Source organism: Streptomyces sp. NBC_00223 (genome assembly GCF_036199905.1).
Classification (GTDB): Bacteria; Actinomycetota; Actinomycetes; order Streptomycetales; family Streptomycetaceae; genus Actinacidiphila.
Window position 1 is genome coordinate 4,926,846 of the sequence record NZ_CP108109.1, and the last position, 21,777, is coordinate 4,948,622.

The following is a 21,777-nucleotide window of genomic DNA, read 5'->3' on the forward strand; positions in this document are numbered from 1 at the left end:
GCTGGTTATGGGTTGCCCTCGCGCACGGTTCGGGTGCCGACGATCTTCTTGCCCGGGATCTGGCCCGTCGTGCCCTCCGGACAGGCGAGGCACGAGGACGATCAGGCCGGCGAGATGGCCCAGCGGCGGGCCCCGGACACCGCCCACTGCGTACGACCCGGTCCCCTTGCCGCTGCCCGGTCGGCCGGGCAGCGGTGATGGCGGGCGTCAGGCGCGGAGGGCGGCGAGGACCGTACGGGCCGAGGCGATGAGCGCGGGCCGCAGGGGGGTCAGCGCGGGGGTGGGGGTGCCGTTCAGGATCAAGTCCGGGTCCGCCAACTCGGGGTTGCTCCAGATCGTGGTCACGGAGAGTGTGACGGTGAGGACCGCGCCGCCGTGCAGGACCTTCAACTGCTGTGCCCCGCTGGGCAGGACGAGCAGATACGCCTCGTCGCCCACGCCCTTGGCCGGGGTGATCCGCTCGGCGCGGTCGAGCGACGCCGCGTCCCAGTACCGCTGGTCCTCGAACTCGGCCCGCGGATCGGTCTTCCGGTGCAGTTCGACGCCGACGACGGCCGTGAAGGTCGAGGACCAGTCCTTGCCCGGCACCGAGGCCGACCAGACGCAGCGGGCGCGGTCCAGTACGGTGCCGCGCGCGATGGAGGCGACGCCCGAGGTGGTGTCCTGGGCCTTGACCGCGCGGGCCAGCGGGACGAACACCTTGGTGCCGCCGCACGGGTTCGCCTCCAGCCGGTAACCGTGCAGGTCGGGCGTACTGTCGCGCCAGCCGTCGGGGGCGAGGGACAGGACGCCCGCGCAGAGCGCCGCCGCGACGGCCGCGCCGCCCAGCGCCCACCTCCACGGGCGGGGCGGGCGGGGCTCCGCCCGCGAGTCGGCCACCACGTCGGAGGCGTAAGGGACTTGGGCGTCGGCGGCGCCGCCGTGCGTGGCCGGAACGCCGGGCTCCCCGGGACCGGGACCGGGACCGGGACCGGGGCCGTCGAGGCCGTCCCCCTCCTCCGGGTCGGATATCAAGGCGTGGGCTCGCGGTGGACCTTGGAGTTCGACGCCTGGGCGCGCGGGCGCAGGACGAGGAGGTCGACGTTGACGTGGGCGGGGCGGGACACGGCCCACGCGACGGTTTCCGCCACGTCGTCCGCGGTGAGCGGTTCGGCCACGCCCGCGTAGACGGAGGCGGCCCGCTCGGCGTCGCCGCGGAACCGGGTCAGGGCGAACTCCTCCGTCTTCACCATGCCCGGGGCGATCTCGATCACCCGGACCGGCTTCCCGTTGAGCTCGAGCCGCAGCGTCTCCGCGATGACGTGCGCGCCGTGCTTGGCGGCCACGTAGCCGCCGCCGCCCTCGTACGTGGCCAGGCCCGCGGTCGAGGACAGGACGACGACCGTGCCGTCGCCGGACGCGGTCAGCGCGGGCAACAGGGCCTGGGTGACGTTCAGAACGCCGAGGACGTTGACCTCGTACATCGTGCGCCAGTCGGCGGGGTCCGCGGTGGCGACCGGCTCGGTGCCGATGGCGCCGCCCGCGTTGTTCACCAGGACGTGCAGCGGCGGGTGACCGTCCAGGGCGGCGGCGAACGCGTCCACGGCCGCCCGGTCGGTGACGTCCAGCGGGTGGACGTCGACGCTGTGGCCGCCGGCCCGCAGTTCCTTCGCGACGGCGTCCAGGCGGTCGACGCGGCGGGCGGTCAGCACGACGTGGAAGCCGGCTTCGGCGAGTTCGCGGGCGGTCGCGGCACCGATGCCGCTGCTCGCGCCGGTCACCACTGCGGTACGGGGGCGGGGGCTCATGTCGCGCTGCCTTTCGGGAACCTCGACGGCTCTGGTGGCCATGACGGCCTCGACGGCCAGCATATGCGGCGTTCCCGCCGGTCGGAGGGGGCGTCCGCGGACAGTAGGGGTCCGCCAGACGCTCAAAGCCCGCAGCACGACGCGGCGGTGCGTCGCCCGCCGTGGCGATCGACGCCGTGCGCGTACGGCCTCGGGGGAGGCGCCCTCCGCGCGGGGGCGAACCGCAGGCCCGGCGCCCGCGCGCTGTCCGTGCGGACGGCGACGCGCCTCCGCCCGCGTCAAGGGGCGGTGCGCTGGCCGCCGTGCTGATCGATGCCGTGCCGCGTACGGCCTGCCCGGGGAAGCGCCTTCCGCGCAGGAGTGAACCGCAGGCCCGGCGCCCGCGCGCTGTCCGTGCGGACAGCGAGGTGCCTCCGCCCGCGTCAAGGGGCGGTGCGTCGCCCGCCGTGGCGATCGACGTCGTGCTGCGTACGGCCTCCGGGGAAGCGCCTTCGGCGCAGGGGACGAACCGCAGGCCCGGCGCCCGCGCGCTGTCCGTGGGGACGGCGACGCGCCTCCGCCCGCGTCAACGGGCGGTGCGCTGACCGCCGTGCTGTTCGATGCCGTGCCGCGTACGGCCTCCGGGGGAAGCGCCTTCCGCGCAGGGGTGAACCGCAGGCCCGGCGCCCGCGCGCTGTCCGTGCGGACAGCGAGGTGCCTTCGCCCGCGTCAAGGGGCGGTCCGTCGCCCGCCGTGGCGATCGACCTCGTGCCGCGTACGGTCTCCCGCGGAAGCGAACCGCACCGCCCCCGCGCGGAAGGCGGGCCGGCCCGCCAGGGCCGGGGTGGTGGTCAGCGGGCCGCCGAGGCCGTGTGGTGGAGGAGGAGAGCCGTCGTGATCGGGCCGACGCCGCCGGGGACGGGGGACAGGGCCGCCGCCTTGGGGCCCACCGAGGCCGCGTCCACGTCGCCGGTCAGGCCGCCCTCCGGCGTGGGGTTCGTGCCGACGTCCACCACGACCGCGCCCGGCCGTACATGCTCCGCGCGGATCAGCCCGGCCCGGCCGACCGCCGCGACCACGATGTCCGCGGCGGAGGTCACGGCCGCGAGGTCGGTCGTACGGGAGTGGCAGACGGTGACGGTCGCGTCGCGGTCGAGCAGCAGGTGGGCGAGCGGCTTGCCGACCACCGTGGAACGCCCGACGACGGCCACCCGGCGGCCGGACAACTCGATCCCGTGCGCGTCCAGCAGGCTGACGACGGCCTCGGCGGTCGCGGGCGCGAAGGCGGGCAGGCCCGCCGCCAACCGGCCGAGACTCAGCGGGTTGGCGCCGTCCACGTCCTTCTCCGGGGCGATGGCGTCGGCCAGTTCGGCGGCGACGGCACCCGGCGGCAACGGCGTCTGGAGGATGATCCCGTGCACCGAGGCGTCCGCGCTGAGCCGTACCAACTCGGCCCGGATCGCGGCCGGTTCGGCGTCCGACGGCAGCCGTACGGTGTCGCACTCGATGCCGACCTTGGCCGCGGCCCGGGCGATGGACCGTACGTACCAGGCCGACGACTCGTCGTCCGTGGCCACGACCACGGCCAGCCGGGGCTGGACGCCGAGGTCGGCCAACTCCTTGGCGACGCGGAGGGTTTCGGCGCGCAGGGACTCGGCGCGCGCGGCGCCCTTGAGAAGCGTGGCCCCAGCCGAAGCGGCCCCGGTGGAACCGGTCGTCCCGCTCATCGGGTGATCTCCTTGCGTACGGCCTCGGTCACGGCCTGCGCGCGGGCCGCGAGCGTGTCCACTTCGGCGACGGCGGCGGCCAGTTCGCTCTGTACCGTCTCGTCCTTGATACCGCCGAGGTTGATCTCGACGTTCACCCGGGCGGTGGTGGCCGCGGCGCGGGCCGCCTCCGTGGCGGCGGCGACATCGGTCACGACGTTCGGGTTGCCGACGGGCAGCAACTCCTCGGCGAGCGCCACGATCCGGGCCGCGACCGCGATCACCTCGGCGGGCGGGCGCGCGGCCCCGGCGAGGGCCGCCGCGATGGCCCGGGAGCGGGCGGCCTTCTGGTCGTCGTCGGCCCGCGGCAGCTTGTACGCGTCCGTCACGGCCGTGAACGCCTCGGCGTCCTCCTGCACCAACTCCAGTGCCCGGCCGCGGAGTTCGTCGCTCTCCGCCGTGATCGCGGCGACCTTCCCGGCGTGGGCCGCGTACTTCTCGCCGGTCGTGTAGCGGGCGACCATCCCGAGCAGCGCCGCGCCCTGCGCCGCGTGCAGGGCGGCCGCCGCGCCGCCTCCCGGCGCCGGTTCGCGGGAGGCGAGCCGCTCCAGATAGCCGCCGACCGTCTCGTCATGCACCTGCACCCCGGGGCCGCCTTCCGCCGTGTCACCGTCGTGGCTGTTCACGCCAAGATCCTACGGGCGCGGGCCAGTTACGGGCGTGAGGACCCACGGGCGCGGCCGCCGCGCCGGGCCGGACCCAACGACGACCGCGGGTCGGACTCCACGACGACCGCGGGCCCGACTCCACGGCAATCGCGGGCCGGGCTCCACCACGACCGCGGGCCGGACTCCACGACGACCGCCGCTCACCCGCCCTGCTCCATCCGGCCCCGTACCCGACTGACTCCTGGGTCCCCTGGGGCCCGATTCGCAACGACTGACGGTTGGGATGAAAGATTCCGACGGACCAACGAACTTAATCGTCAAACGCGCGAAATCATCTCGCAGCAATCTTGTGGAACGGCCCGCGCGCGCCCTAATGTCACCTCACCCTGAAGGCGTCGCTCCGCGTTGAGCGCCTCAGGCGTTCACCCTCCCGAGAGAATCGAGCATTCGATGTCACGGAGCATCACAGGTGCTGTGACCAGTCGGTCCGGCCGGCCGCGCCGAAGAGCCGCGATGGTGGTCGCGACGGTGACGGCGGTCGCCTCCGGTCTCGGCGTCCTGGCCGGCGGCCCGGCCTTCGCCACGGGCACCAGCGGTTCGCAGGGCGCCGGTTCGGCCACCGCGGTCACCCGCGCGGCACTCGCCCCGTCGCTCGTCACGGGCCGGGGCGCGAACGTCGACTTCGCCGAGCAGGAGGCGGAGAACGCGGCGACCAACGGCACGGTGATCTCCGGCCGGGACGCGTACACGCTCCCCGCGGAGGCGTCCGGCCGCAAGGCGGTCACCCTGAAGGCCGGTCAGTACGTCGAGTTCACCCTGCCGAGCGCGGCCAACGCGATCAACGTCCGCTACAGCATCCCGGACGCGGCGAACGGCGGCGGCATCACCTCGCCGCTGAACGTGACGGTGAACGGCGGCGCCAAGCAGTCCCTGACGCTCACCTCGCAGTACGCGTGGCTGTACAACCTGTACCCGTTCTCGAACGACCCGAGCGCCGACATCCTGCACCCCGACTACTGGGTCACCGAGTGCGCCTGCGTCCCGCAGGACACCACGCCCACCCCGACGTTCGCCAAGCCGTACCGCCCGAACCACTTCTACGACGAGCAGCGGCTGCTGCTCGGCCGTACGTACCGCGCGGGCGACAAGGTGCGGCTCACCGTCCCGGCGGGCGCGGCGACGACCACCGTCGACCTGCTCGACTCGCAGCTCGTCGGCGCCCCGAAGATCGACCTCATCGCCGCGAACGTGCTGGCCTTCGGCGCCGACCCGACCGGCCGCCGTGACTCCGCGGACGCGATCGACAAGGCCATCGCCTTCGCCAAGCTCACCCACCTCAAGGTCTACATCCCGCCGGGCACGTACCAGGTGAACCGGCACATCGTCGTCGACAACGTGACGATCGAGGGCGCGGGCAACTGGTACACGATCATCAAGGGCCACCAGGTCACGCTGAGCAAGCCGGCCGCCGACGGCTCGGTGCACACCGGTGTCGGCTTCTACGGCAAGGACGCCTCTGCGGGCGGCAGTTCGAACGTCCACCTGTCCGGCTTCGCCATCCAGGGCGATGTGCGCGAGCGCATCGACACCGACCAGGTGAACGGCATCGGCGGCTCGCTGAGCAACTCGACCATCGACGGCCTGTACATCCAGCACACCAAGGTCGGCATGTGGTTCGACGGCCCGATGAAGAACCTCAAGATCACCGACAACGAGATCGTCGACCAGATCGCCGACGGCATCAACTTCCACACCGGCGTGACCAATTCGGCCATCTCGAACAACTTCGTCCGCAACTCGGGTGACGACGGCATCGCGCTGTGGTCGGAGAAGACCGAGGACGCGAACAACACGATCGACCACAACACCGTGCAGACGCCCGTGCTCGCCAACGGCGTCGCCGTCTACGGCGGTACGGACAACACGATCTCCAACAACCTGATCGCCGACCCGATCAGGGAGGGCAGCGCGATCCAGGTCGGCTCGCGCTTCGGCGCCGAGGCGTTCACCGGACATCTGTGGATCACCAACAACACCACGGTCCGCGCGGGCACTTACGAGCTGAACTGGAACATCGGCCTCGGGGCCATCTGGTTCTACGCGCTGGAGAAGAACATCGACGCGGACATCCAGGTGACCGGGGACAACTTCCTCGACAACACCTACAACGCGATCATGCTGGTCTCCGACTTCCCGGTGAAGGACCAGTACTCGATCACCAATGTCCACTTCAAGGACATCAAGGTCGACGGCACGGGGACGTCGGTGCTCAGCGCCCGGACCGCGGGCGGCGCCACCTTCCAGAACGTGGACGCGCGCAACGTCGGCGCGGTCGGCGTCAACAACTGCGGCTCGTTCAACTTCGCGCCCTCCGGCTCGGAGTTCGGGGTGACCGACCTCGGCGGCAACGACGGCGGCGGCACCACCGGCCCGTGGCTGGCCTCGTGGGAGCTGCCCAACACGATCACCTGCGACGACCGCCCGCCGGTGGTGGTCCCTCCGGCCCCCACGGCCTGGTGACCCCGTCCTGAGCTGAAAACCGACGTGTGATCCCAACCGGCCGCCCGGGGAACCCAGTTCCCCGGGCGGCCGCACGTGTGAACGGGGGCGTACGAGGGCGGGACGGGGTCGTACGGGACCTGCGCGCGGCGGCACACCGACCGTAGGGAAGGGGCGCTCGTGCGTCTATGAGACGCTGCGGTGACCCGCCAGTGGCGAAAGGGGCGGAAGCCGCAGAACGCTACGGCCAGACCAGGCAGTAGAGCTGGTGGCCGGACTCCTCGCAGCGGCGGGCGAAGTCCTGCCACTCGTGCAGCATCTGGTAGATGACGAACGCGTCGCGCGGCCCGCGCCGGTCGGGGACGGTCGACCAGATGAAGGCGGCGGCGCCGAGGGACTCCTCGTTGGCGGTCCGCAGCGGGTCGACGACGGAGGCCGGCAGCCGGACCACCGCGTAGTCGGGGTGCAGCACGACGAGTTCGAGCGGGGGGACCTTCGACGGAGGTATGCCCTCGATGCCGGTGAGGACCATCGCGGCCATCGTCTCCGGCTTGACCTTGGTGTACATGCCGTGGCCGAGTTCGTCGCCGCCGAGTTCCTCGGGGCGCATGGAGATCGGAACGCGTGCCGCGGTGGCACCGTCGGGTGCGCCGAAGTACTTGTAGGTCACCCCCACTCGGCCACCCCTGCTCCTGCCCTCTGCGGTTGAACGACGCTCGGCCGCTTCGTATGAACGATTGTCTGGTGCGTGGTCGGCGGGACGGCGACGCCTGCCGGTCGGGCGGGTGTGCTCGGGTTCGCGATCGCCCGACCCTTCGCCCGGTCCGCCACCACGCTGCTGCATTCCACTACCCGACCATCCGCTGACCCAACCATGCAACCCGATCATCGTCTCAGATGCCGTGTTGAGACGTTGCCGCGCAACGCCCGGCGTTTGAGAGAGTGTGCCTGTGAGCTATCCGTACGAAGCACCAGTGTCCCAGGAACTCTTCGACCGCGCGGCGGCCGTGACGCCAGGAGGCGTGAACTCTCCGGTACGGGCGTTCCGTGCCGTGGGCGGCACGCCCCGGTTCATGGTCTCCGGTGCCGGCCCCTGGCTGACCGACGCCGACGGGCGGGAGTACGTCGACCTCGTGTGCTCGTGGGGGCCGATGATCCTCGGCCACGCGCACCCCGAGGTGATCGCGGCCGTACAGGCCGCCGTGACCAAGGGTACCTCCTTCGGCACGCCCAGTGAGGGTGAAGTGGCGCTCGCCGAGGCGATGGTGGCCCGGGTCGAGCCGCTGGACCGGGTAAGGCTGGTGTCGTCCGGCACCGAGGCGACCATGTCGGCGATCCGGCTGGCCCGTGGATTCACCGGGCGGGCGAAGGTGGTGAAGTTCGCGGGCTGCTATCACGGTCATGTGGACGCGCTGCTGGCCGCCGCGGGTTCCGGGGTTGCCACTTTCGGGTTGCCTGACACCCCTGGGGTGACGGGCGCCCAGGCCGGGGACACGATCGTATTGCCGTACAACGACATCGAGGCGGTACGGGCCGCGTTCGCCGCGAACCCCGGGGAGATCGCCTGCGTCATCACGGAGGCGTCGCCGGGCAACATGGGTGTCGTGCCGCCGCGTGACGACTTCAACGCGCTGCTCAAGCAGGCGTGCGCGGACGCGGGCGCGCTCTACATCTCCGACGAGGTGATGACCGGCTTCCGGGTCAGCGCGGCGGGCTGGTACGGGATCGACGGGGTGCGCCCCGATCTGATGACCTTCGGCAAGGTCATGGGCGGCGGCTTCCCCGCGGCGGCGTTCGGCGGCCGCGCGGACGTGATGGCGCTGCTCGCGCCGGCCGGGCCCGTCTACCAGGCGGGCACGCTGTCGGGCAATCCGATCGCCACCGCCGCGGGCCTCGCCCAGCTGCGGCTGCTGGACGCGGCGGCGTACGCGACCGTCGACGCGGTGTCCGCCGAGGTCCGCGGGCTGGTGAGCGAGGCGCTCGGCAAGGAGGGGGTCGCCCACCGGGTGCAGACGGCGGGCAATATGTTCTCCGTCTTCTTCACGGACGACGAGGTCCGTGACTTCGAGGACGCGAAACGGCAGCAGGCCTTCCGCTTCACCGCGTTCTTCCACGCGATGCTGGCGCGGGGCGTGTACCTGCCGCCGTCCGCGTTCGAGTCCTGGTTCGTGTCGACCGCACACGACGAGCGGGCCGTGGAGCGGATCGCCGCCGCGCTGCCCGCCGCCGCACGTGCCGCAGCGGAGGCCACCGCATGAGCAGCAACGCAGAGCAGAACGCAGAACTGAACGCGGAACAGAACGCGGAACAGCACGCGGAACTGACCGTCGTCCATCTGATGCGGCACGGCGAGGTGCACAACCCCGGCGGTGTGCTCTACGGCCGCAGCCCCGGCTATCACCTGTCCGAGCTGGGCCGGCAGATGGCCGACCGGGTCGCCGAGCACCTGGCCGGGCGGGACATCACCCATGTCGTCGCGTCGCCGCTGGAGCGCGCCCAGGAGACGGCCACGCCGATCGCCAAGTCGCACGGCCTCGACCTGGCCACCGACGACCGGCTGATCGAGGCCGCGAACATCTTCGAGGGCAAGACCTTCGGCGTCGGCGACGGCGCGCTGCGCAAGCCCGCGAACTGGAAGTACCTGGTCAACCCGTTCAAGCCCAGCTGGGGCGAGCCCTATGTCGAGCAGGTCGTACGGATGATGGGCGCGCTCGGCGCGGCCCGGGACGCGGCCCGCGGGCACGAGGCGGTGTGCGTCAGCCACCAGCTGCCGATCTGGGTCGTCCGGTCCTTCGCCGAGCGGCGCCGGCTGTGGCACGACCCGCGGCGGCGGCAGTGCACGCTGGCCAGCCTCACCAGCTTCACCTTCCAGGGCAACCGGATCGTCTCGGTCGGCTACAGCGAACCGGCCATCGATCTGGTACCGGCGCATCTGCGGGCGGGCGCGAAGCCGGTCAAGGGCGGCCAGAAGGCGGCCGGAGCATAGCGGCGGCCCCCGCGTTCCGGAAGCGACTACCGCGACCCCCTCCCTCTTCAGGGAGGGGGTTTTCACCTGAAAGGGGGAGTACGGACGGGCGATGCGGTGACGTCGGTGGGCCGTTAGGGGGCAGTCTGCGAAGTTTTGCCGAGTGGGTCGTAACCATGAGGAACCTGTGAACGTCATGGGGGGTGACCACCACACCGCTCTCCACCGAGTACGCCGGAGAAGCCGAGAGACGGGGACTGCACATGGGTGCCATGAGCCGAAGAACTCTGCTGACCACCACCGCGGGAGCGGCCGCCGCGCTGGCCGTCACGGGCTGCGGCTCGCACACCGGGGGACTGTCCGGCCCGTCGCCGAGCGGGTCCGCGGCCGGCCGGCACTCCGGCGGCACCGGCCGCAAGGCCCCCGCGCCCGCCCCCGCGGAGATCCGGCTGATCGGTGACGGCTCGACCGCCGACACCGGCCCGCAGAACGGCCAGCCGGCGATCGACCGGCTGGAGCCCGGCCAGACGCCCCCGCAGTTCGTGATCTTCTCCTGGGACGGCGCGGGCGAGATCGGCAACGGCCTCTTCCCCCGCTTCCGCAAGCTCGCCAACGACCACGGCGCCAAGATGAGCTTCTTCCTGTCCGGCCTCTATCTGCTGCCCGAGGACAAGAAGCTCCGGTACGCGCCCCCGAACAGCCCGCTCGGCGCCTCCGACATCGGATACCTCAAGGACGAGCACATCCGGATGACGCTGGACAACCTCCGCCAGGCGTGGGCGGAGGGCCATGAGATCGGCACCCACTTCAACGGCCACTTCTGCGCGGGCAGCGGCAGCGTCGGCCGCTGGACGCCCGAGGACTGGAAGAGCGAGATCGACCAGGCCGTGTCCTTCGTCACCCAGTGGAAGACGAACACCGGCTGGCACGACGAGGAGCCGCTGCCCTTCGACTACGCGCATGAGCTGGTCGGCGGCCGCACCCCGTGCCTGCTCGGCCAGGACAACCTGCTGCCGACCGCCTCGGCGCTGGGCTGGCGGTACGACTGCAGCTCCCCGGGCGGCGACCAGATCTGGCCCGCCAAGCGCCAGGGCGTGTGGGACCTGCCGCTCCAGCTGATCCCGTTCCCCGGGCACAAGTTCGAAGTGCTCTCGATGGACTACAACATGCTGGCCAACCAGTCCCACGCGGCCACCTCCTCCGACCCGCGCAACTACCCCGGCTGGCGCTCGCAGGCCACCGCCTCGTACATCGCGGGCTTCCAGCGGGCCTACGAGACCAACCGCGCGCCCTTCTACATCGGCAACCACTTCGAGCAGTGGAACGGCGGCATCTATATGGACGCCGTTGAAGAAACGCTTAAGCACATCGCCTCGCAGGGCCACCAGGACGTCCGGATGGTCTCCTTCCGGCAGTTCGTGGACTGGCTGGACGCGCAGGACCCGGCGGTGCTCGACAAGCTGCGCACGCTGGAGGTCGGCCAGAAGCCGAGCGCCGGCTGGGCGCAGTTCCTGGGCGCGCCCACCGTGGCCCCGGGCACCGGCCCCGGCGCCACGGGCGGCGGTTCGGGCTCGGGTGACGCCCCCGACCAGGGCACGGTCACCCAGGGCGCCACCGGGACCGCGACGGCCGGGGCCACCGCGGCTACCTGATCCTTACTTGGGGCAATTGCCGTTTTTGGTGTTGGCGTCGGGGGCGGGAAAGATCGCCCGAAGACCCATGCGAAACTTTTCACATGAGTCCTACGCGCGCCCTCCGACGCCGTTCTCTCCGCAGCGCGGCGGCGCTGGTCGGGGCCGCGGCGCTGGCGCTCACGATCGCGGCCTGCTCGACCGGCATGTCGTCCGGGGCCGACAACTCCAACTTCGTCGGCGGCAGCGGCCAGATCAGCTTCATCAAGCCCGCCGACCGCAAGCCGGCCCCCGATCTGTCGGGCCCGACCGTGGCCGGCGGCCAGGACAGCCTGGCGGCCTACAGGGGCAAGGTCGTCGTCATCAACATCTGGGGCTCCTGGTGCGCCCCCTGCCGCGCCGAGGCGCCCAACCTGGCCCAGGTGGCCAATGCCGACGTCGCCAAGGGCGTGCAGTTCCTCGGCATCAACACCCGCGACGACAGCCCCTCCAACGGCGCCCGCTTCGACAGCCGCTTCAAGATCCCGTACCCGAGTCTGTACGACCCGTACGGCAAGCAGATCCTGCGCTTCCCCAAGGGCAGCCTCAACCCGCAGTCGCTGCCCGCGACCCTCGTCGTCGACCGGCAGGGGCGGCTCGCGGCCCGGGCGCTCAAGGCCCTCAGCGTGGACGAGCTGAACCAGCTGATCGACCCGATCGCCGCGGAGAAGTGACGTGCCGGACAGCGCGCTGACCGTCCTCGCGGTCGACCCCACGCACACGGTGCTCAACGGAGCCCTGCTGGCCGCGGTACCGGTCGCCATGTTGGCCGGGCTGATCTCCTTCTTCTCGCCGTGCGTCCTGCCCCTGGTGCCGGGCTATCTGTCGTACGTGACCGGGATGACCGGCACCGATCTGGCCGAGGCCAAGCGGGGCCGGATGGTCGCGGGCGCGCTGCTGTTCGTCATCGGCTTCAGCGCGGTGTTCGTCTCCGGGGGCGCGCTCTTCGGCAACTTCGGCTGGGAACTCCAGGTGCACCGGCTGGTCCTCACCCGGATCTTCGGCGCGATCACCATAGTGCTCGGCCTGGCCTTCATGGGATTCGTGGGCGGCCTCACCCAGCGCGAGTTCCGCTTCCACTTCAAGCCCGCGATGGGCCTGGCCGGGGCGCCGCTGCTGGGCGTGCTGTTCGGCCTGGGCTGGACGCCCTGCGTCGGGCCGACCCTCGCCGCCGTGCAGAGCCTGTCGTTCACCAACGCCAGCGCCGGGCGGGGCGCGCTGCTGATGGTCTTCTACTGCCTCGGCCTCGGTGTGCCGTTCATCGTGGCCGCCGTCGCCTTCCGCCGTACGCTGGGCGCCTTCGGGTGGGTCAAGCGCCACTACGCGTGGGTCACGCGGATCGGCGGCAGCATGCTCGTCGCGGTGGGCGTCCTGCTCGTCACCGGCGTCTGGGACCACATCACCAACCAGATGCAGGTCTGGTCAACCGGCTTCTCCCCAGGGATCTGAACCCATGAGCATCACGCACAAGCCGGGCCGTGACGAAGGGCCTGCCCCTGAGGACACCAGGGACGCCAGGGACACAGGGGCCGCCGAGACGGCTGAGACCGCTGCGGCCACCGGTGCCGCCGGTGCCGCCGGTGCCGCCGGGGCCGTCGGCGGCCCGGCGACCGGCGGCGGTACGGGCGTGGACGCCGAGCCCGCCGACGGCCTCGGCGCCGCGGGCGCGCAGCTCAGCACCCAGCCCGTCGACACCCTGAACAGCACCCCCGGCCTCGGTGTACTGGGCTGGACGCGCTGGATGTGGCGGCAGCTCACCTCGATGCGGATCGCCCTGATCCTGCTCTTCCTGCTGTCGCTGGCCGCGATCCCCGGCTCGCTGATCCCGCAGAACAGCAACGCGCTCAAGGTCGAGGCGTTCCGGAAGGCGCACCCCGACGTCAGCCCGCTGTACGACCGGCTGGGCCTGTTCCACGTGTACAGCTCGCCGTGGTTCTCGGCGATCTACATCCTGCTGTTCGTCTCGCTCGCGGGCTGCATCGTCCCGCGCACCTGGCAGTTCGTCGGACAGCTGCGGGCCAGGCCGCCGGCCGCCCCCCGCCATCTGACCCGGCTGCCCGCGTACAGCACCTGGCGCACCGACGCGAGCCCGGAGCAGGTCACCGAGGCGGCCCGCAAGGCGCTGCGCGGGCGCAGGTTCCGTACCAGCCTGGCCGAGGACGGCGGCTCGGTGGCCGCCGAGAAGGGCTATCTGCGCGAGGCCGGCAATCTGCTCTTCCATGTGGCGCTCTTCGGCCTGCTGATCTCCTTCGCGGTCACCTCGCTCAACAAGGCCGAGGGCGGCCGGCTGCTCGTCGAGGGCGAGAGCTTCGTCAACAACGTGACGCTCTACGACGACTTCGCGCCCGGCACGCTCTACGACGCCGACGACCTCCAGCCGTTCGGCTTCGACCTGGAGAGCTTCTCCGCCTCCTACGCCACCTCCGGTCCGGAGAAGGGCACCGCCCGGACGTTCCGGGCCAACATCCACTACTGGAACGGTGTCGACGGCAAGCCCGTCAAGGGCTCGATCGAGGTCAACCACCCGCTGAGCATCGGCGGCGAGAAGGTTTATCTGATCGCGCACGGATACGCGCCCGTGGTGACCGTCCGCGACGGGTCGGGCCAGGTCGCCTACAAGGGCCCGGTGCCCTTCCTGCCGCAGGACAGCAATCTGACGTCGACCGGAGTCGTCAAGGTCCCGGACGCGATCGACAAGAACGGCAAGCCCGACCAGATCGCGTTCAAGGGCTTCTTCACCCCGACCGGCGACCCCAGCCGAGGCCCGATCTCGCTCTTCCCCGACCTGGCCCAGCCGCTGCTGTGGCTCACCGCCTACCACGGTGACCTCGGCATGGAGACGGGCGTCGCGCAGAACGTCTACCAGCTCGACCTGACGGGCATGAAGCAGTACCAGCTCGGCACGAAGACCGGCGTCAACGCCCTCGTCATCAAGCCGGGCGGAGTCATCCCCCTGCCGAACGGGGAGGGCTCGCTGACCTTCGACGGCGTCAAGACCTGGGCCAGCTTCACCATCTCCCACCAGGCGGGCAATGAGTCGGCGCTGATCAGCGGTGCCTGCGCGATCCTGGGCCTGGCGATGTCGCTGTTCATCCAGCGCCGCCGGATCTGGGTGCGCGCGGTCCGCGGCGCCGACGGCGACACCCTGGTCGAGCTGGGCGGTCTCGGCCGCAGCGAGTCGGCGCGGATCGCCGACGAGATCGGCGACGTGGCCATGCAGCTCGTGCCCGACGCCCCCCTGAAACCGGAACCGGACCCGGCGGAGCACGACGGTGATCCCGGCCCGCGCACCCCCGAAGGCGCGGCAGACCCCACTTCCCTGACAGACGACGAAGGAGCCCGCGCGTGAACATCGCGGCCGCGGTCAACGAGAACTTCGCGAACTACAGCAACTATCTGATCCGCTCGGCGATGTTCGTCTACGCGCTCGCCTTCCTCGGGCATCTGGCCGAGTGGGTCTTCGGCGGTCGCAGCAAGGTCGCCGTCCAGTCGGCCGCCCTCGTCACCCAGGCGGCGGCGGGCGGCGCGGTCCCCTCGGTCACGGTGAAGGACGCCCGCGGCGGCGGCACCACCACCCTGGAGCGGCCCAAGGTCATCACCCGCGCCTCGGCGAGCGACCGCGGCATCGCGGACGGCCCGGGCGCGGCCGGCGGCACCGAGAAGGGCGATCTGTACGGCCGGATCGCGGTCTCCTTCACCGTGCTGGCCTGGCTGCTGCACCTGGGCGGCGTCGTCTTCCGCGCGGCCTCCGTGCAGCGCGCCCCCTGGGGCAACATGTACGAGTTCTCGACGACGTTCGGCATGGTCGCCGTCGGCGCGTATCTGGTGCTGCTCGCCCTGAAGAAGGACGTCCGCTGGATCGGGCTCTTCCTGACCACCTCGGTCCTGCTCGACCTGGGCCTGGCGCTGTCGGTGCTCTACACCTCCAGCGACCAGCTGGTGCCCGCGCTGCACTCGTACTGGCTGTGGATCCACGTATCGTGCGCGATCATCTCCGGCGCGGTCTTCTATCTGGCGGCCGTCGGCTCGGTGCTCTACCTGGTCCGTGACCGCTACGAGGTGGCGCTGACCGAGGGCGGCGAGCAGAACGGCCGCTGGGGCGACGTGCTGCGGCGGCTGCCGGCCGCCGCGACCCTGGACAAGTTCTCCTACCGGATGAACGCCCTGGTCTTCCCGCTGTGGACGTTCACCATCATCGCGGGCGCGATCTGGGCGCAGGCCGCGTGGGGCCACTACTGGGAGTGGGACCCCAAGGAGACCTGGTCGTTCATCACCTGGGTCGCGTACGCCGGTTATCTGCACGCCCGCGCGACCGCCGGGTGGAAGGGCCGCAAGGCCGCGTACCTGGCGCTGATCGCCTTCGCGTGCTTCCTGTTCAACTACTACGGCGTGAACATCTTCGTCACCGGCAAGCACTCCTACGCCGGGGTCTGAGCCCTACTCGCCGTCGGAGGAGGGACCGCCCTCGCGCCGCCGCAGCTCCTCCTCGCGGCGGCGCAGATCGGCCTCCCAGTCCTTGAGCATGGCCTCGTCCTTGCGGTTCTCCTCCTTGAGGGAGCGCAGGAACTCCGGGTTGTCGTCCGGCGCGATCCATTCCTGGCGGTGCTCGCGGTGCCACTCGGACGGGGTGGCACCGGCGGGCGCGGGTTGTCCGGCCCGCCGCTTGCCCGCGACCAGCCAGGCTATGGGCCCGATCAGGACCTCGCCGAAGAACAGGATGATGAGCACCCACACCACCTTCGGCAGCCCGCGCACCTCCCGCTCGGGGGTGTTGAGGCAGTCCACGAAGGCGTAGATCCATAGTGCGAGGACCAGCAGGTACGGCGTGTACCGCAGCATGAGTTGGGATTCCCCCCGGGAATTCGGGGGCGCCGACCGCCCCCACGACAGTGCACCAGGGTAGCCAGCCGGTACGACCGGCCCGCCGCGCGGGGCACGGACGGCCCGGGCGTCGGCCGCTCGGGCGGGATGGAAGACTGTGGCGCATGGCTTACGACGATCTCCGCTCGTTCCTCCGGGCCCTGGAGAAGGACGGCGACCTCAAGCGGATCACCGCCGAGGTCGACCCGTATCTGGAGGTCGGGGAGATCACCGACCGGGTCAACAAGGCCGGCGGCCCCGCGCTGCTCTTCGAGAACGTCCGCGGCTCGGTCGCGCCCCTGGCGATGAACGTCTACGGCACCGACCGCCGGCTGCTCAAGGCGCTCGGTCTGACCGCGTACTCCGACATCAGCGACAAGATCGCCGGGCTGCTCAAGCCCGAACTCCCGCACGGCTTCGTCGGGGTGCGCGAGGCGTTCGGCAAGCTCGCCGGGATGATGCACGTGCCGCCGAAGAAGGTGAAGTCAGGGGACGCGCCCGTCCAGGAGGTCGTGCTCACCGGGGACGACGTGGACCTGGAGACGCTGCCCGCGCTCTTCACCTGGCCGCAGGACGGCGGGTCCTTCTTCAACCTCGGGCTGACGCACACCAAGGACCCCGAGTCCGGAGTGCGCAACCTCGGCCTCTACCGGCTCCAGCGGCACGACCGCCGCACGATCGGCATGCACTGGCAGATCCACAAGGACAGCCGCAACCACTACCAGGTCGCCCAGCGCCGCGGGGAGCGGCTGCCGGTCGCCATCGCCTTCGGCTGCCCGCCCGCCGTGACGTACGCCTCGACCGCGCCGCTGCCCGGGGACATCGACGAATATCTCTTCGCCGGGTTCGTGCAGGGCAAGCGGGTGGAGATGGTGGACTGCAAGACCGTGCCGCTCCAGGTGCCGGCCGCGGCCGAGGTGGTGCTCGAAGGGTGGCTGGAGCCCGGGAAGACGCTGCCGGAGGGGCCGTTCGGCGACCACACCGGCTTCTACACCCCGCAGGAGCCCTTCCCCGCGCTGACCGTCGACTGCGTGACGATGCGCAGGCGCCCGCTCTTCCAGTCGATCGTGGTCGGCCGGCCGCCGACCGAGGACGGGCCGCTGGGCCGGGCCACCGAGCGGTTCTTCCTGCCGCTGCTCAAGATCATCGTGCCGGACATCGTGGACTACCACCTGCCGGAGGCGGGCGGCTTCCACAACTGCGCGATCGTCTCGATCGACAAGAAGTACCCCAAGCACGCGCAGAAGACGATGCACGCGATCTGGGGCGCCCACATGATGTCGCTTACCAAGCTGATCGTCGTGGTGGACGCGGACTGCGATGTGCACGATCTGCACGAGGTGGCCTGGCGGGCGCTGGGCAACACCGACTACGCCCGGGACCTGACCGTCGTCGAGGGCCCGGTCGACCACCTGGACCACTCGTCGTACCAGCAGTTCTGGGGCGGCAAGGCGGGCATCGACGCGACGCGCAAACTGCCCGAGGAGGGCTACACGCGTGACGGCGGCTGGCCGGAGATGGTGGTCTCCGACCCGGAGACCCACGATCGGGTGACCAAACGCTGGAAGGAATACGGGCTGTGAGGCAAGAGCCGATGATGAGGACAGGACACGCCGCACCTGCTCCCCGTGCGTACGGGGATGATCCGGGGCTGTGAGCGGCGAGGCGATTCTTGAGAGCGGCCGACCCGGGCCGCGGCCGGTGAACGGCGGCGTGTCCGCGTTCCTGCGGCTGGTGATGATCGAGCACTCCGTGTTCGCGCTGCCGTTCGCGTACATCGCGGCGCTCACCGCGATGTTCCGGGACAGCGGCTCGGTGCGGTGGGCCGATCTGCTGCTGGTCACCGTCGCGATGGTGGGTCTGCGGACCTTCGCCATGGCGTGCAACCGGATCATCGACCGCGAGATCGACGCCCGCAACCCCCGTACCGCGACCCGTGAGCTGGTCACCGGGGCGCTGTCCGTACGGTCGGCGTGGACGGGCGCGCTGGTCGCCGTCGTGGTGTTCCTGGGCGCGGCCGCGCTGCTCAACCCGCTGTGCCTGGCGCTCGCGCCGGTCGCGGTGGTGCCGATGGTGGTCTATCCGTACGGCAAGCGGTTCACCCACTTCCCGCACGCGATCCTCGGGGTGGCGCAGGCGATGGGCCCGATCGGGGCCTGGCTCGCGGTGACCGGTACCTGGTCGTGGGACGCGGTGATCCTCGGGCTCGCGGTGGGCGTGTGGATCGGCGGGTTCGACCTGATCTTCGGCTGCCAGGACGTGGCCGCCGACCGGGCGCACGGAGTGAAGTCGGTGCCCGCGCGCTTCGGCATCCCGGCCGCGCTGTACGGCGCCCGGGTCTGCCATGTCGTCACCACCGGACTGCTCGTCTGGTACGGGCTGGCGACGGACGCGGGCGCCTTCTGGTGGGTGGGCCTGGCGGTGGTGGCCGGGGCCTTCCTCTACGAGCACTCGATCGTGAAGCCGCACGACCTGAGCCGGCTCAACCGGGCGTTCTTCACGGTGAACGGGATCATCGGCATCACGCTCTTCGTCTTCGCGCTGCTCGATCTGGTCGCGCGCGGGCTGGGCTGGTAGCGGGCGGTCGTACGCGGCAGGGCGGCCCCCACGGGCCGTACGGAGCACAGGCGGCCCCCGCGGGCCGTACGGAGCACAGGCGGCCCCCGCGGGCCGTATACGGCAAGGGCGCGGCCCCGGCGGAATCTCCCGCCGGGGCCGCGCCCATGTCAGGGTGGCGGTACCACGGGCCCGGCTCAGCCGAAGATCGAGTCCGAGTCCGAGCCCGAGCCCGAGTCGCTGTCCTCCGAGCTGCTGAAGCCCGACATCGCCAGGCCGAGCAGGTCCTGCGGGTTGAGCAGCTTGGCGCCCTCGGGGGCGGCGATCGGAGCGACGTTGTTGTCCAGGGACAGCGTCAGCGGCAGCTTGCCGGTGGCCTCCGTGTCCAGCTGGGCGATGTCGAAGGTGAGCCCGGTGACGATGCCGTTCTTGATGGCCACGTCGACCGAGAACGACTTGTTCGGCACCTTGTCCACGTCCGACAGCTTGAAGTCGTGGATCTGGTCGGTGAGCGAACCGAGACCGTTCACGAACTCCTTGGCGAACTGCCGCGCGGGCACGGTGACCTTCACATGGTCGGCGCCGTCGCGCTTGCCGAGGTCGGCGAACGTGGCGTTGTGCGCGAAGGCCGCCCGGAGCGCGGCCACGGCCTTCTTCTGGCTCTTGGCGTCCAGCGCCTTGGTGTCCGGGAGTCCGGCGAGCGGCGAGTCCGCACCGTCGCCCATGTCCTTGCTCATGCTCTTGGCGAACTCGGCGAAGGCCTTGGGGTCGATGCTGATCCACTCGCCCTTGAGGGCGGCCTTGACGGAGGCCAGCGAGGAGGGCAGGTCGTCGGCGCCGTCCAGGAACTCGTTGAACTCCTTGACGCCGGAGGAGTTGGCGGCGCTGGGGCTCAGATTCTCCAGACCCTTGATGTCGACCCGCAGGTACACCTTCTCGTCCACGACCTTGACCTCGAACAGGCCCTTGTCGCGCGACTCGTCGGTGGCCAGCTTGAAGTAGCCCGAGCTGCCCTTCTCGGTGCCCTTGAGGAGGTTGAACGACTTCCCGGAGCTGACGGCCAGTGACAGCCGCAGGTCGGACAGGACCTTCGCGTCGTCCTTGGTGAAGTCGTCCTCGTCCTTCATGGCCGAGTAGATCTGCTCGGCCGACCCGTCGAAGGCCAGCTCCAGGGTGAGCGACTTCTGGTTGCTGAGCTTCTCGAACGCGTTCGTGACCTTGCCCTGCGGCGTGGTCGGGGTGTCCGCACCACAAGCGGCGGACCCTGTGGCTATCAGGGCGACCACTCCGGCGGCAGCGAGGCCCTTGCGCATGGTGATGATGACGAACTCCTTGGACGCTTACGGAAAAATGGTGACGATGGGTCTGGACCACCCTCGCTCTGAGGGTAGCTGTGCACGGTCTGTGAACTCACGGGGGTTTTCGTGGTGGTTTTCCGGCGGGTTGGCTGCCGGGACCCGGAAGGCGCGGAAACGCCCCCGCTCGGAGTCGGCCCGCAAAGGGCGCGGACGGTCGGGGTCCGGGGTGTGTACGGATCGGGGTTCGGGGCCGCGGACGGCCGGGATGGGGGAGCGCGGACGGTCAGGGCGAGACGGCCACCGTGCGCTCACGGAAGAGGAAGGCGGCGGCCACCCCGCCGATCAGCCCGCACAAGTGGCCCTGCCAGGACACCCCTTGGGCGGTCGGCAGGACCCCCCACAGGATCGACCCGTAGAGCGCGCCGACCGCCAGGCCCACCACGATGTCCAGCGCCCGCCGGTCCACGAAGCCGCGGACCAGCAGATAGCCGAAGAGGCCGAAGATCAGCCCGGAGGCGCCGGCGGTGTTGGTGTGCGCCGGTGAGATCAGCCACACCCCGAATCCGCCGATCACGATGATGACGAAGGCCACCGCGAGGAAGCGGCCGATGCCGCGCAGCGCGGCGATGAAGCCGAGCACCAGCAACGGCAGGCTGTTGGAGGCCACATGGCCGAAGCCGAAATGGGTGAACGCGGACGGCACGATGTCCAGCAGCTCGCTGCCCTTGCGCGGCACGATGCCGAAGGTGTCCAGCCGGTGCCCGGCGATCACGTCGATCGCTTCGAGCACCCACAGCAGCGCCACCCACGACAGCATCAGCGCCGCGGCCGCCGTGGCCCGGCCCCCCGCGCGCAGCGGGGAGAGCAGGACGTCGGTGAACCGATCCCCCGGCCCGGTGGATCGTCGAGCGGTCTGTCCGTATGTCACCGAATCCCCCCTGGCGGTCCAGTGGCCTCAATGTCAACAACGCGCGTGGACCCCGGTTCGGTTCCCGCTCCGGCGCCCGGATCGGCGGGCGTTCGGCCACGCCGTTACGCTCGACCGCGTGGAGGACACCAAGCGCAGGCCCTGGGTCGTGGGAGTTTCCGGCGCCTCGGGCACGCCGTACGCGGCCGCGGTGCTGCGCGCGCTGCTCGACGCGGGCGAGGCCGTCGACCTCGTGATCAGCCGGGCGGCCCGCCTCACGCTGCTGGACGAGACCGGCGCCGCCTTCCGCGACGCCCACTGGGCCGAGGATCTGGCCCGCTGGCTGGCCCGCGGCGCAGACGGCTCCCCGGACGCCTTCCGTCATGCCCCGGGCGCGCTGGGGTCCGTACGGTTCTGGCCGGCCGGCGATCTGGCGGCGGGTCCGTCCTCCGGCTCCTATCCGGCCAAGGGCATGCTGATCGTGCCGGCGAGCACGGCGTGCGTGGCCGGGGTGGCGCTGGGGCTGTCCAAGGACCTGTTGCAGCGCGCGGCGAGCGTGACCCTCAAGGAGCGCCGGCCGCTGGTCGTGGCGGTGCGCGAGACCCCGCTCGGCGGCCAGACGCTGCGGCATCTGGTGGCGCTGGACGACGCGGGCGCGGTCGTACTGCCCGCCTCACCGGCCTTCTACGCGGGCGCCACGCACATCCAGGACCTGGTGGACTTCGTGGCCGGACGGGCGCTGGACGCGGCGGGCGTTCCGCACACCCTCTACCGGCGCTGGCGGGGCGAGTTGGGCGGCGGCCGGGCGCCCGAGGGCGCTCAGGACGGGTCCGGCGACGGCCGGACGGCCACCGGATAATAGATGTGCAGGGCATGCACCCG

At 71.2% G+C, this 21,777-nt stretch carries 19 protein-coding genes; 11 read left to right on the plus strand and 8 right to left on the minus strand.

Annotated features, from left to right (window positions below; all coding sequences use genetic code 11):
* Nucleotides 1–207 precede the first annotated feature (207 nt).
* The 4 genes from OHA30_RS20820 to OHA30_RS20835 all read right to left on the minus strand — a co-directional run bounded on the left by OHA30_RS20820 (nucleotide 208) and on the right by OHA30_RS20835 (nucleotide 4,158).
* Entirely contained in the window at nucleotides 208–1,014 is an 807-nt protein-coding gene (locus OHA30_RS20820) for a hypothetical protein (protein WP_328915377.1), read from the minus strand.
* Complete coding sequence (locus OHA30_RS20825; protein ID WP_328917924.1) at nucleotides 1,011–1,787, minus strand: SDR family oxidoreductase; 777 nt, start codon at nucleotides 1,785–1,787, stop codon at nucleotides 1,011–1,013. The genes OHA30_RS20820 and OHA30_RS20825 overlap by 4 nt, the downstream gene beginning before the upstream one ends.
* An 830-nt stretch (nucleotides 1,788–2,617) precedes the next feature.
* Nucleotides 2,618–3,493, minus strand: a complete 876-nt coding sequence (locus OHA30_RS20830; protein WP_328915378.1) for a bifunctional 5,10-methylenetetrahydrofolate dehydrogenase/5,10-methenyltetrahydrofolate cyclohydrolase — start codon at nucleotides 3,491–3,493, stop codon at nucleotides 2,618–2,620.
* Nucleotides 3,490–4,158, minus strand: a complete 669-nt coding sequence (locus tag OHA30_RS20835; protein WP_328915379.1) for a cyclodeaminase/cyclohydrolase family protein — start codon at nucleotides 4,156–4,158, stop codon at nucleotides 3,490–3,492. Before OHA30_RS20835 ends, OHA30_RS20830 begins: the two co-directional genes overlap by 4 nt.
* A 432-nt stretch (nucleotides 4,159–4,590) precedes the next feature.
* On the opposite strand from OHA30_RS20835, the gene OHA30_RS20840 reads away from it, so the two are divergent.
* Nucleotides 4,591–6,660: a glycosyl hydrolase family 28-related protein gene (locus OHA30_RS20840; RefSeq protein WP_405785507.1), complete on the plus strand. Its 2,070-nt coding sequence runs from the start codon at nucleotides 4,591–4,593 to the stop codon at nucleotides 6,658–6,660.
* Between the two features lie 220 nt (nucleotides 6,661–6,880).
* Here the strand turns inward: OHA30_RS20840 and OHA30_RS20845 are convergent, their stop codons facing one another.
* Nucleotides 6,881–7,483: a hypothetical protein gene (locus OHA30_RS20845; RefSeq protein ID WP_328915381.1), complete on the minus strand. Its 603-nt coding sequence runs from the start codon at nucleotides 7,481–7,483 to the stop codon at nucleotides 6,881–6,883.
* 106 nt (nucleotides 7,484–7,589) lie between these two features.
* Here OHA30_RS20845 and hemL point away from each other — a divergent pair, with 106 nt between their 5' ends.
* The 7 genes from hemL (at nucleotide 7,590) to ccsB (ending at nucleotide 15,708) form a co-directional block, all read left to right on the plus strand.
* Complete coding sequence (gene hemL, locus OHA30_RS20850; protein ID WP_328915382.1) at nucleotides 7,590–8,897, plus strand: glutamate-1-semialdehyde 2,1-aminomutase; 1,308 nt, start codon at nucleotides 7,590–7,592, stop codon at nucleotides 8,895–8,897.
* A gap of 80 nt (nucleotides 8,898–8,977) precedes the next feature.
* Nucleotides 8,978–9,625 (plus strand): histidine phosphatase family protein, encoded by a 648-nt coding sequence (locus tag OHA30_RS20855; RefSeq protein ID WP_328917925.1) that lies wholly within the window; start codon nucleotides 8,978–8,980, stop codon nucleotides 9,623–9,625.
* A gap of 242 nt (nucleotides 9,626–9,867) precedes the next feature.
* Entirely contained in the window at nucleotides 9,868–11,256 is a 1,389-nt protein-coding gene (locus tag OHA30_RS20860) for a hypothetical protein (RefSeq protein WP_328917926.1), read from the plus strand.
* Between the two features lie 83 nt (nucleotides 11,257–11,339).
* Nucleotides 11,340–11,948, plus strand: coding sequence for a TlpA family protein disulfide reductase (locus tag OHA30_RS20865; RefSeq protein WP_328915383.1), 609 nt, complete (start codon nucleotides 11,340–11,342; stop codon nucleotides 11,946–11,948).
* A 1-nt stretch (nucleotide 11,949) separates the two neighbouring features.
* Nucleotides 11,950–12,723: a cytochrome c biogenesis CcdA family protein gene (locus tag OHA30_RS20870; protein ID WP_328915384.1), complete on the plus strand. Its 774-nt coding sequence runs from the start codon at nucleotides 11,950–11,952 to the stop codon at nucleotides 12,721–12,723.
* Nucleotides 12,724–12,727: 4 nt separating this feature from the next.
* Nucleotides 12,728–14,623 carry a cytochrome c biogenesis protein ResB gene (locus OHA30_RS20875; RefSeq protein WP_328915385.1) on the plus strand — a complete coding sequence of 632 codons (1,896 nt, stop codon included), beginning with the start codon at nucleotides 12,728–12,730 and terminating at the stop codon, nucleotides 14,621–14,623.
* Nucleotides 14,620–15,708 carry a c-type cytochrome biogenesis protein CcsB gene (ccsB, locus tag OHA30_RS20880; protein WP_328915386.1) on the plus strand — a complete coding sequence of 363 codons (1,089 nt, stop codon included), beginning with the start codon at nucleotides 14,620–14,622 and terminating at the stop codon, nucleotides 15,706–15,708. Before OHA30_RS20875 ends, ccsB begins: the two co-directional genes overlap by 4 nt.
* Nucleotides 15,709–15,711: 3 nt before the next feature.
* Here ccsB and OHA30_RS20885 read toward each other — a convergent pair whose 3' ends face one another.
* On the minus strand, nucleotides 15,712–16,113 hold the full coding sequence (locus tag OHA30_RS20885; protein ID WP_328915387.1) for a PLD nuclease N-terminal domain-containing protein: 402 nt from the start codon (nucleotides 16,111–16,113) through the stop codon (nucleotides 15,712–15,714).
* A gap of 146 nt (nucleotides 16,114–16,259) precedes the next feature.
* Between OHA30_RS20885 and OHA30_RS20890 the strand changes: the two genes are divergently transcribed.
* The gene (locus tag OHA30_RS20890; RefSeq protein ID WP_328915388.1) at nucleotides 16,260–17,717 is read left to right on the plus strand and encodes a menaquinone biosynthesis decarboxylase; all 1,458 of its coding nucleotides are present in this window, start codon (nucleotides 16,260–16,262) and stop codon (nucleotides 17,715–17,717) included.
* An 85-nt stretch (nucleotides 17,718–17,802) separates the two neighbouring features.
* Nucleotides 17,803–18,711 carry a menaquinone biosynthesis prenyltransferase MqnP gene (gene mqnP, locus OHA30_RS20895; protein ID WP_328917927.1) on the plus strand — a complete coding sequence of 303 codons (909 nt, stop codon included), beginning with the start codon at nucleotides 17,803–17,805 and terminating at the stop codon, nucleotides 18,709–18,711.
* Nucleotides 18,712–18,887: 176 nt separating this feature from the next.
* Here mqnP and OHA30_RS20900 read toward each other — a convergent pair whose 3' ends face one another.
* Nucleotides 18,888–20,003 (minus strand): hypothetical protein, encoded by a 1,116-nt coding sequence (locus OHA30_RS20900; protein ID WP_328915389.1) that lies wholly within the window; start codon nucleotides 20,001–20,003, stop codon nucleotides 18,888–18,890.
* A gap of 268 nt (nucleotides 20,004–20,271) precedes the next feature.
* Entirely contained in the window at nucleotides 20,272–20,805 is a 534-nt protein-coding gene (locus tag OHA30_RS20905) for a rhomboid family intramembrane serine protease (RefSeq protein WP_328917928.1), read from the minus strand.
* 229 nt (nucleotides 20,806–21,034) lie between these two features.
* On the opposite strand from OHA30_RS20905, the gene OHA30_RS20910 reads away from it, so the two are divergent.
* Nucleotides 21,035–21,754, plus strand: a complete 720-nt coding sequence (locus tag OHA30_RS20910) for a UbiX family flavin prenyltransferase (protein WP_328915390.1) — start codon at nucleotides 21,035–21,037, stop codon at nucleotides 21,752–21,754.
* The last annotated feature ends 23 nt before the right edge of the window (nucleotides 21,755–21,777 follow it).

Bases quoted from the DNA above. Each gene is read 5' to 3' on its own strand.
- OHA30_RS20825 (WP_328917924.1), bottom strand. From the start codon at position 1,787: ATGAGCCCCCGCCCCCGTACCGCAGTGGTGACCGGCGCGAGCAGCGGC.
- OHA30_RS20830 (WP_328915378.1), bottom strand. From the start codon at position 3,493: ATGAGCGGGACGACCGGTTCCACCGGGGCCGCTTCGGCTGGGGCCACG.
- OHA30_RS20840 (WP_405785507.1), top strand. From the start codon at position 4,591: ATGTCACGGAGCATCACAGGTGCTGTGACCAGTCGGTCCGGCCGGCCG.
- OHA30_RS20845 (WP_328915381.1), bottom strand. From the start codon at position 7,483: ATGCAGCAGCGTGGTGGCGGACCGGGCGAAGGGTCGGGCGATCGCGAA.
- OHA30_RS20855 (WP_328917925.1), top strand. From the start codon at position 8,978: ATGCGGCACGGCGAGGTGCACAACCCCGGCGGTGTGCTCTACGGCCGC.
- OHA30_RS20860 (WP_328917926.1), top strand. From the start codon at position 9,868: ATGGGTGCCATGAGCCGAAGAACTCTGCTGACCACCACCGCGGGAGCG.
- OHA30_RS20865 (WP_328915383.1), top strand. From the start codon at position 11,340: ATGAGTCCTACGCGCGCCCTCCGACGCCGTTCTCTCCGCAGCGCGGCG.
- OHA30_RS20875 (WP_328915385.1), top strand. From the start codon at position 12,728: ATGAGCATCACGCACAAGCCGGGCCGTGACGAAGGGCCTGCCCCTGAG.
- OHA30_RS20885 (WP_328915387.1), bottom strand. From the start codon at position 16,113: ATGCTGCGGTACACGCCGTACCTGCTGGTCCTCGCACTATGGATCTAC.
- OHA30_RS20890 (WP_328915388.1), top strand. From the start codon at position 16,260: ATGGCTTACGACGATCTCCGCTCGTTCCTCCGGGCCCTGGAGAAGGAC.
- OHA30_RS20900 (WP_328915389.1), bottom strand. From the start codon at position 20,003: ATGCGCAAGGGCCTCGCTGCCGCCGGAGTGGTCGCCCTGATAGCCACA.
- OHA30_RS20905 (WP_328917928.1), bottom strand. From the start codon at position 20,805: ATGCTGTCGTGGGTGGCGCTGCTGTGGGTGCTCGAAGCGATCGACGTG.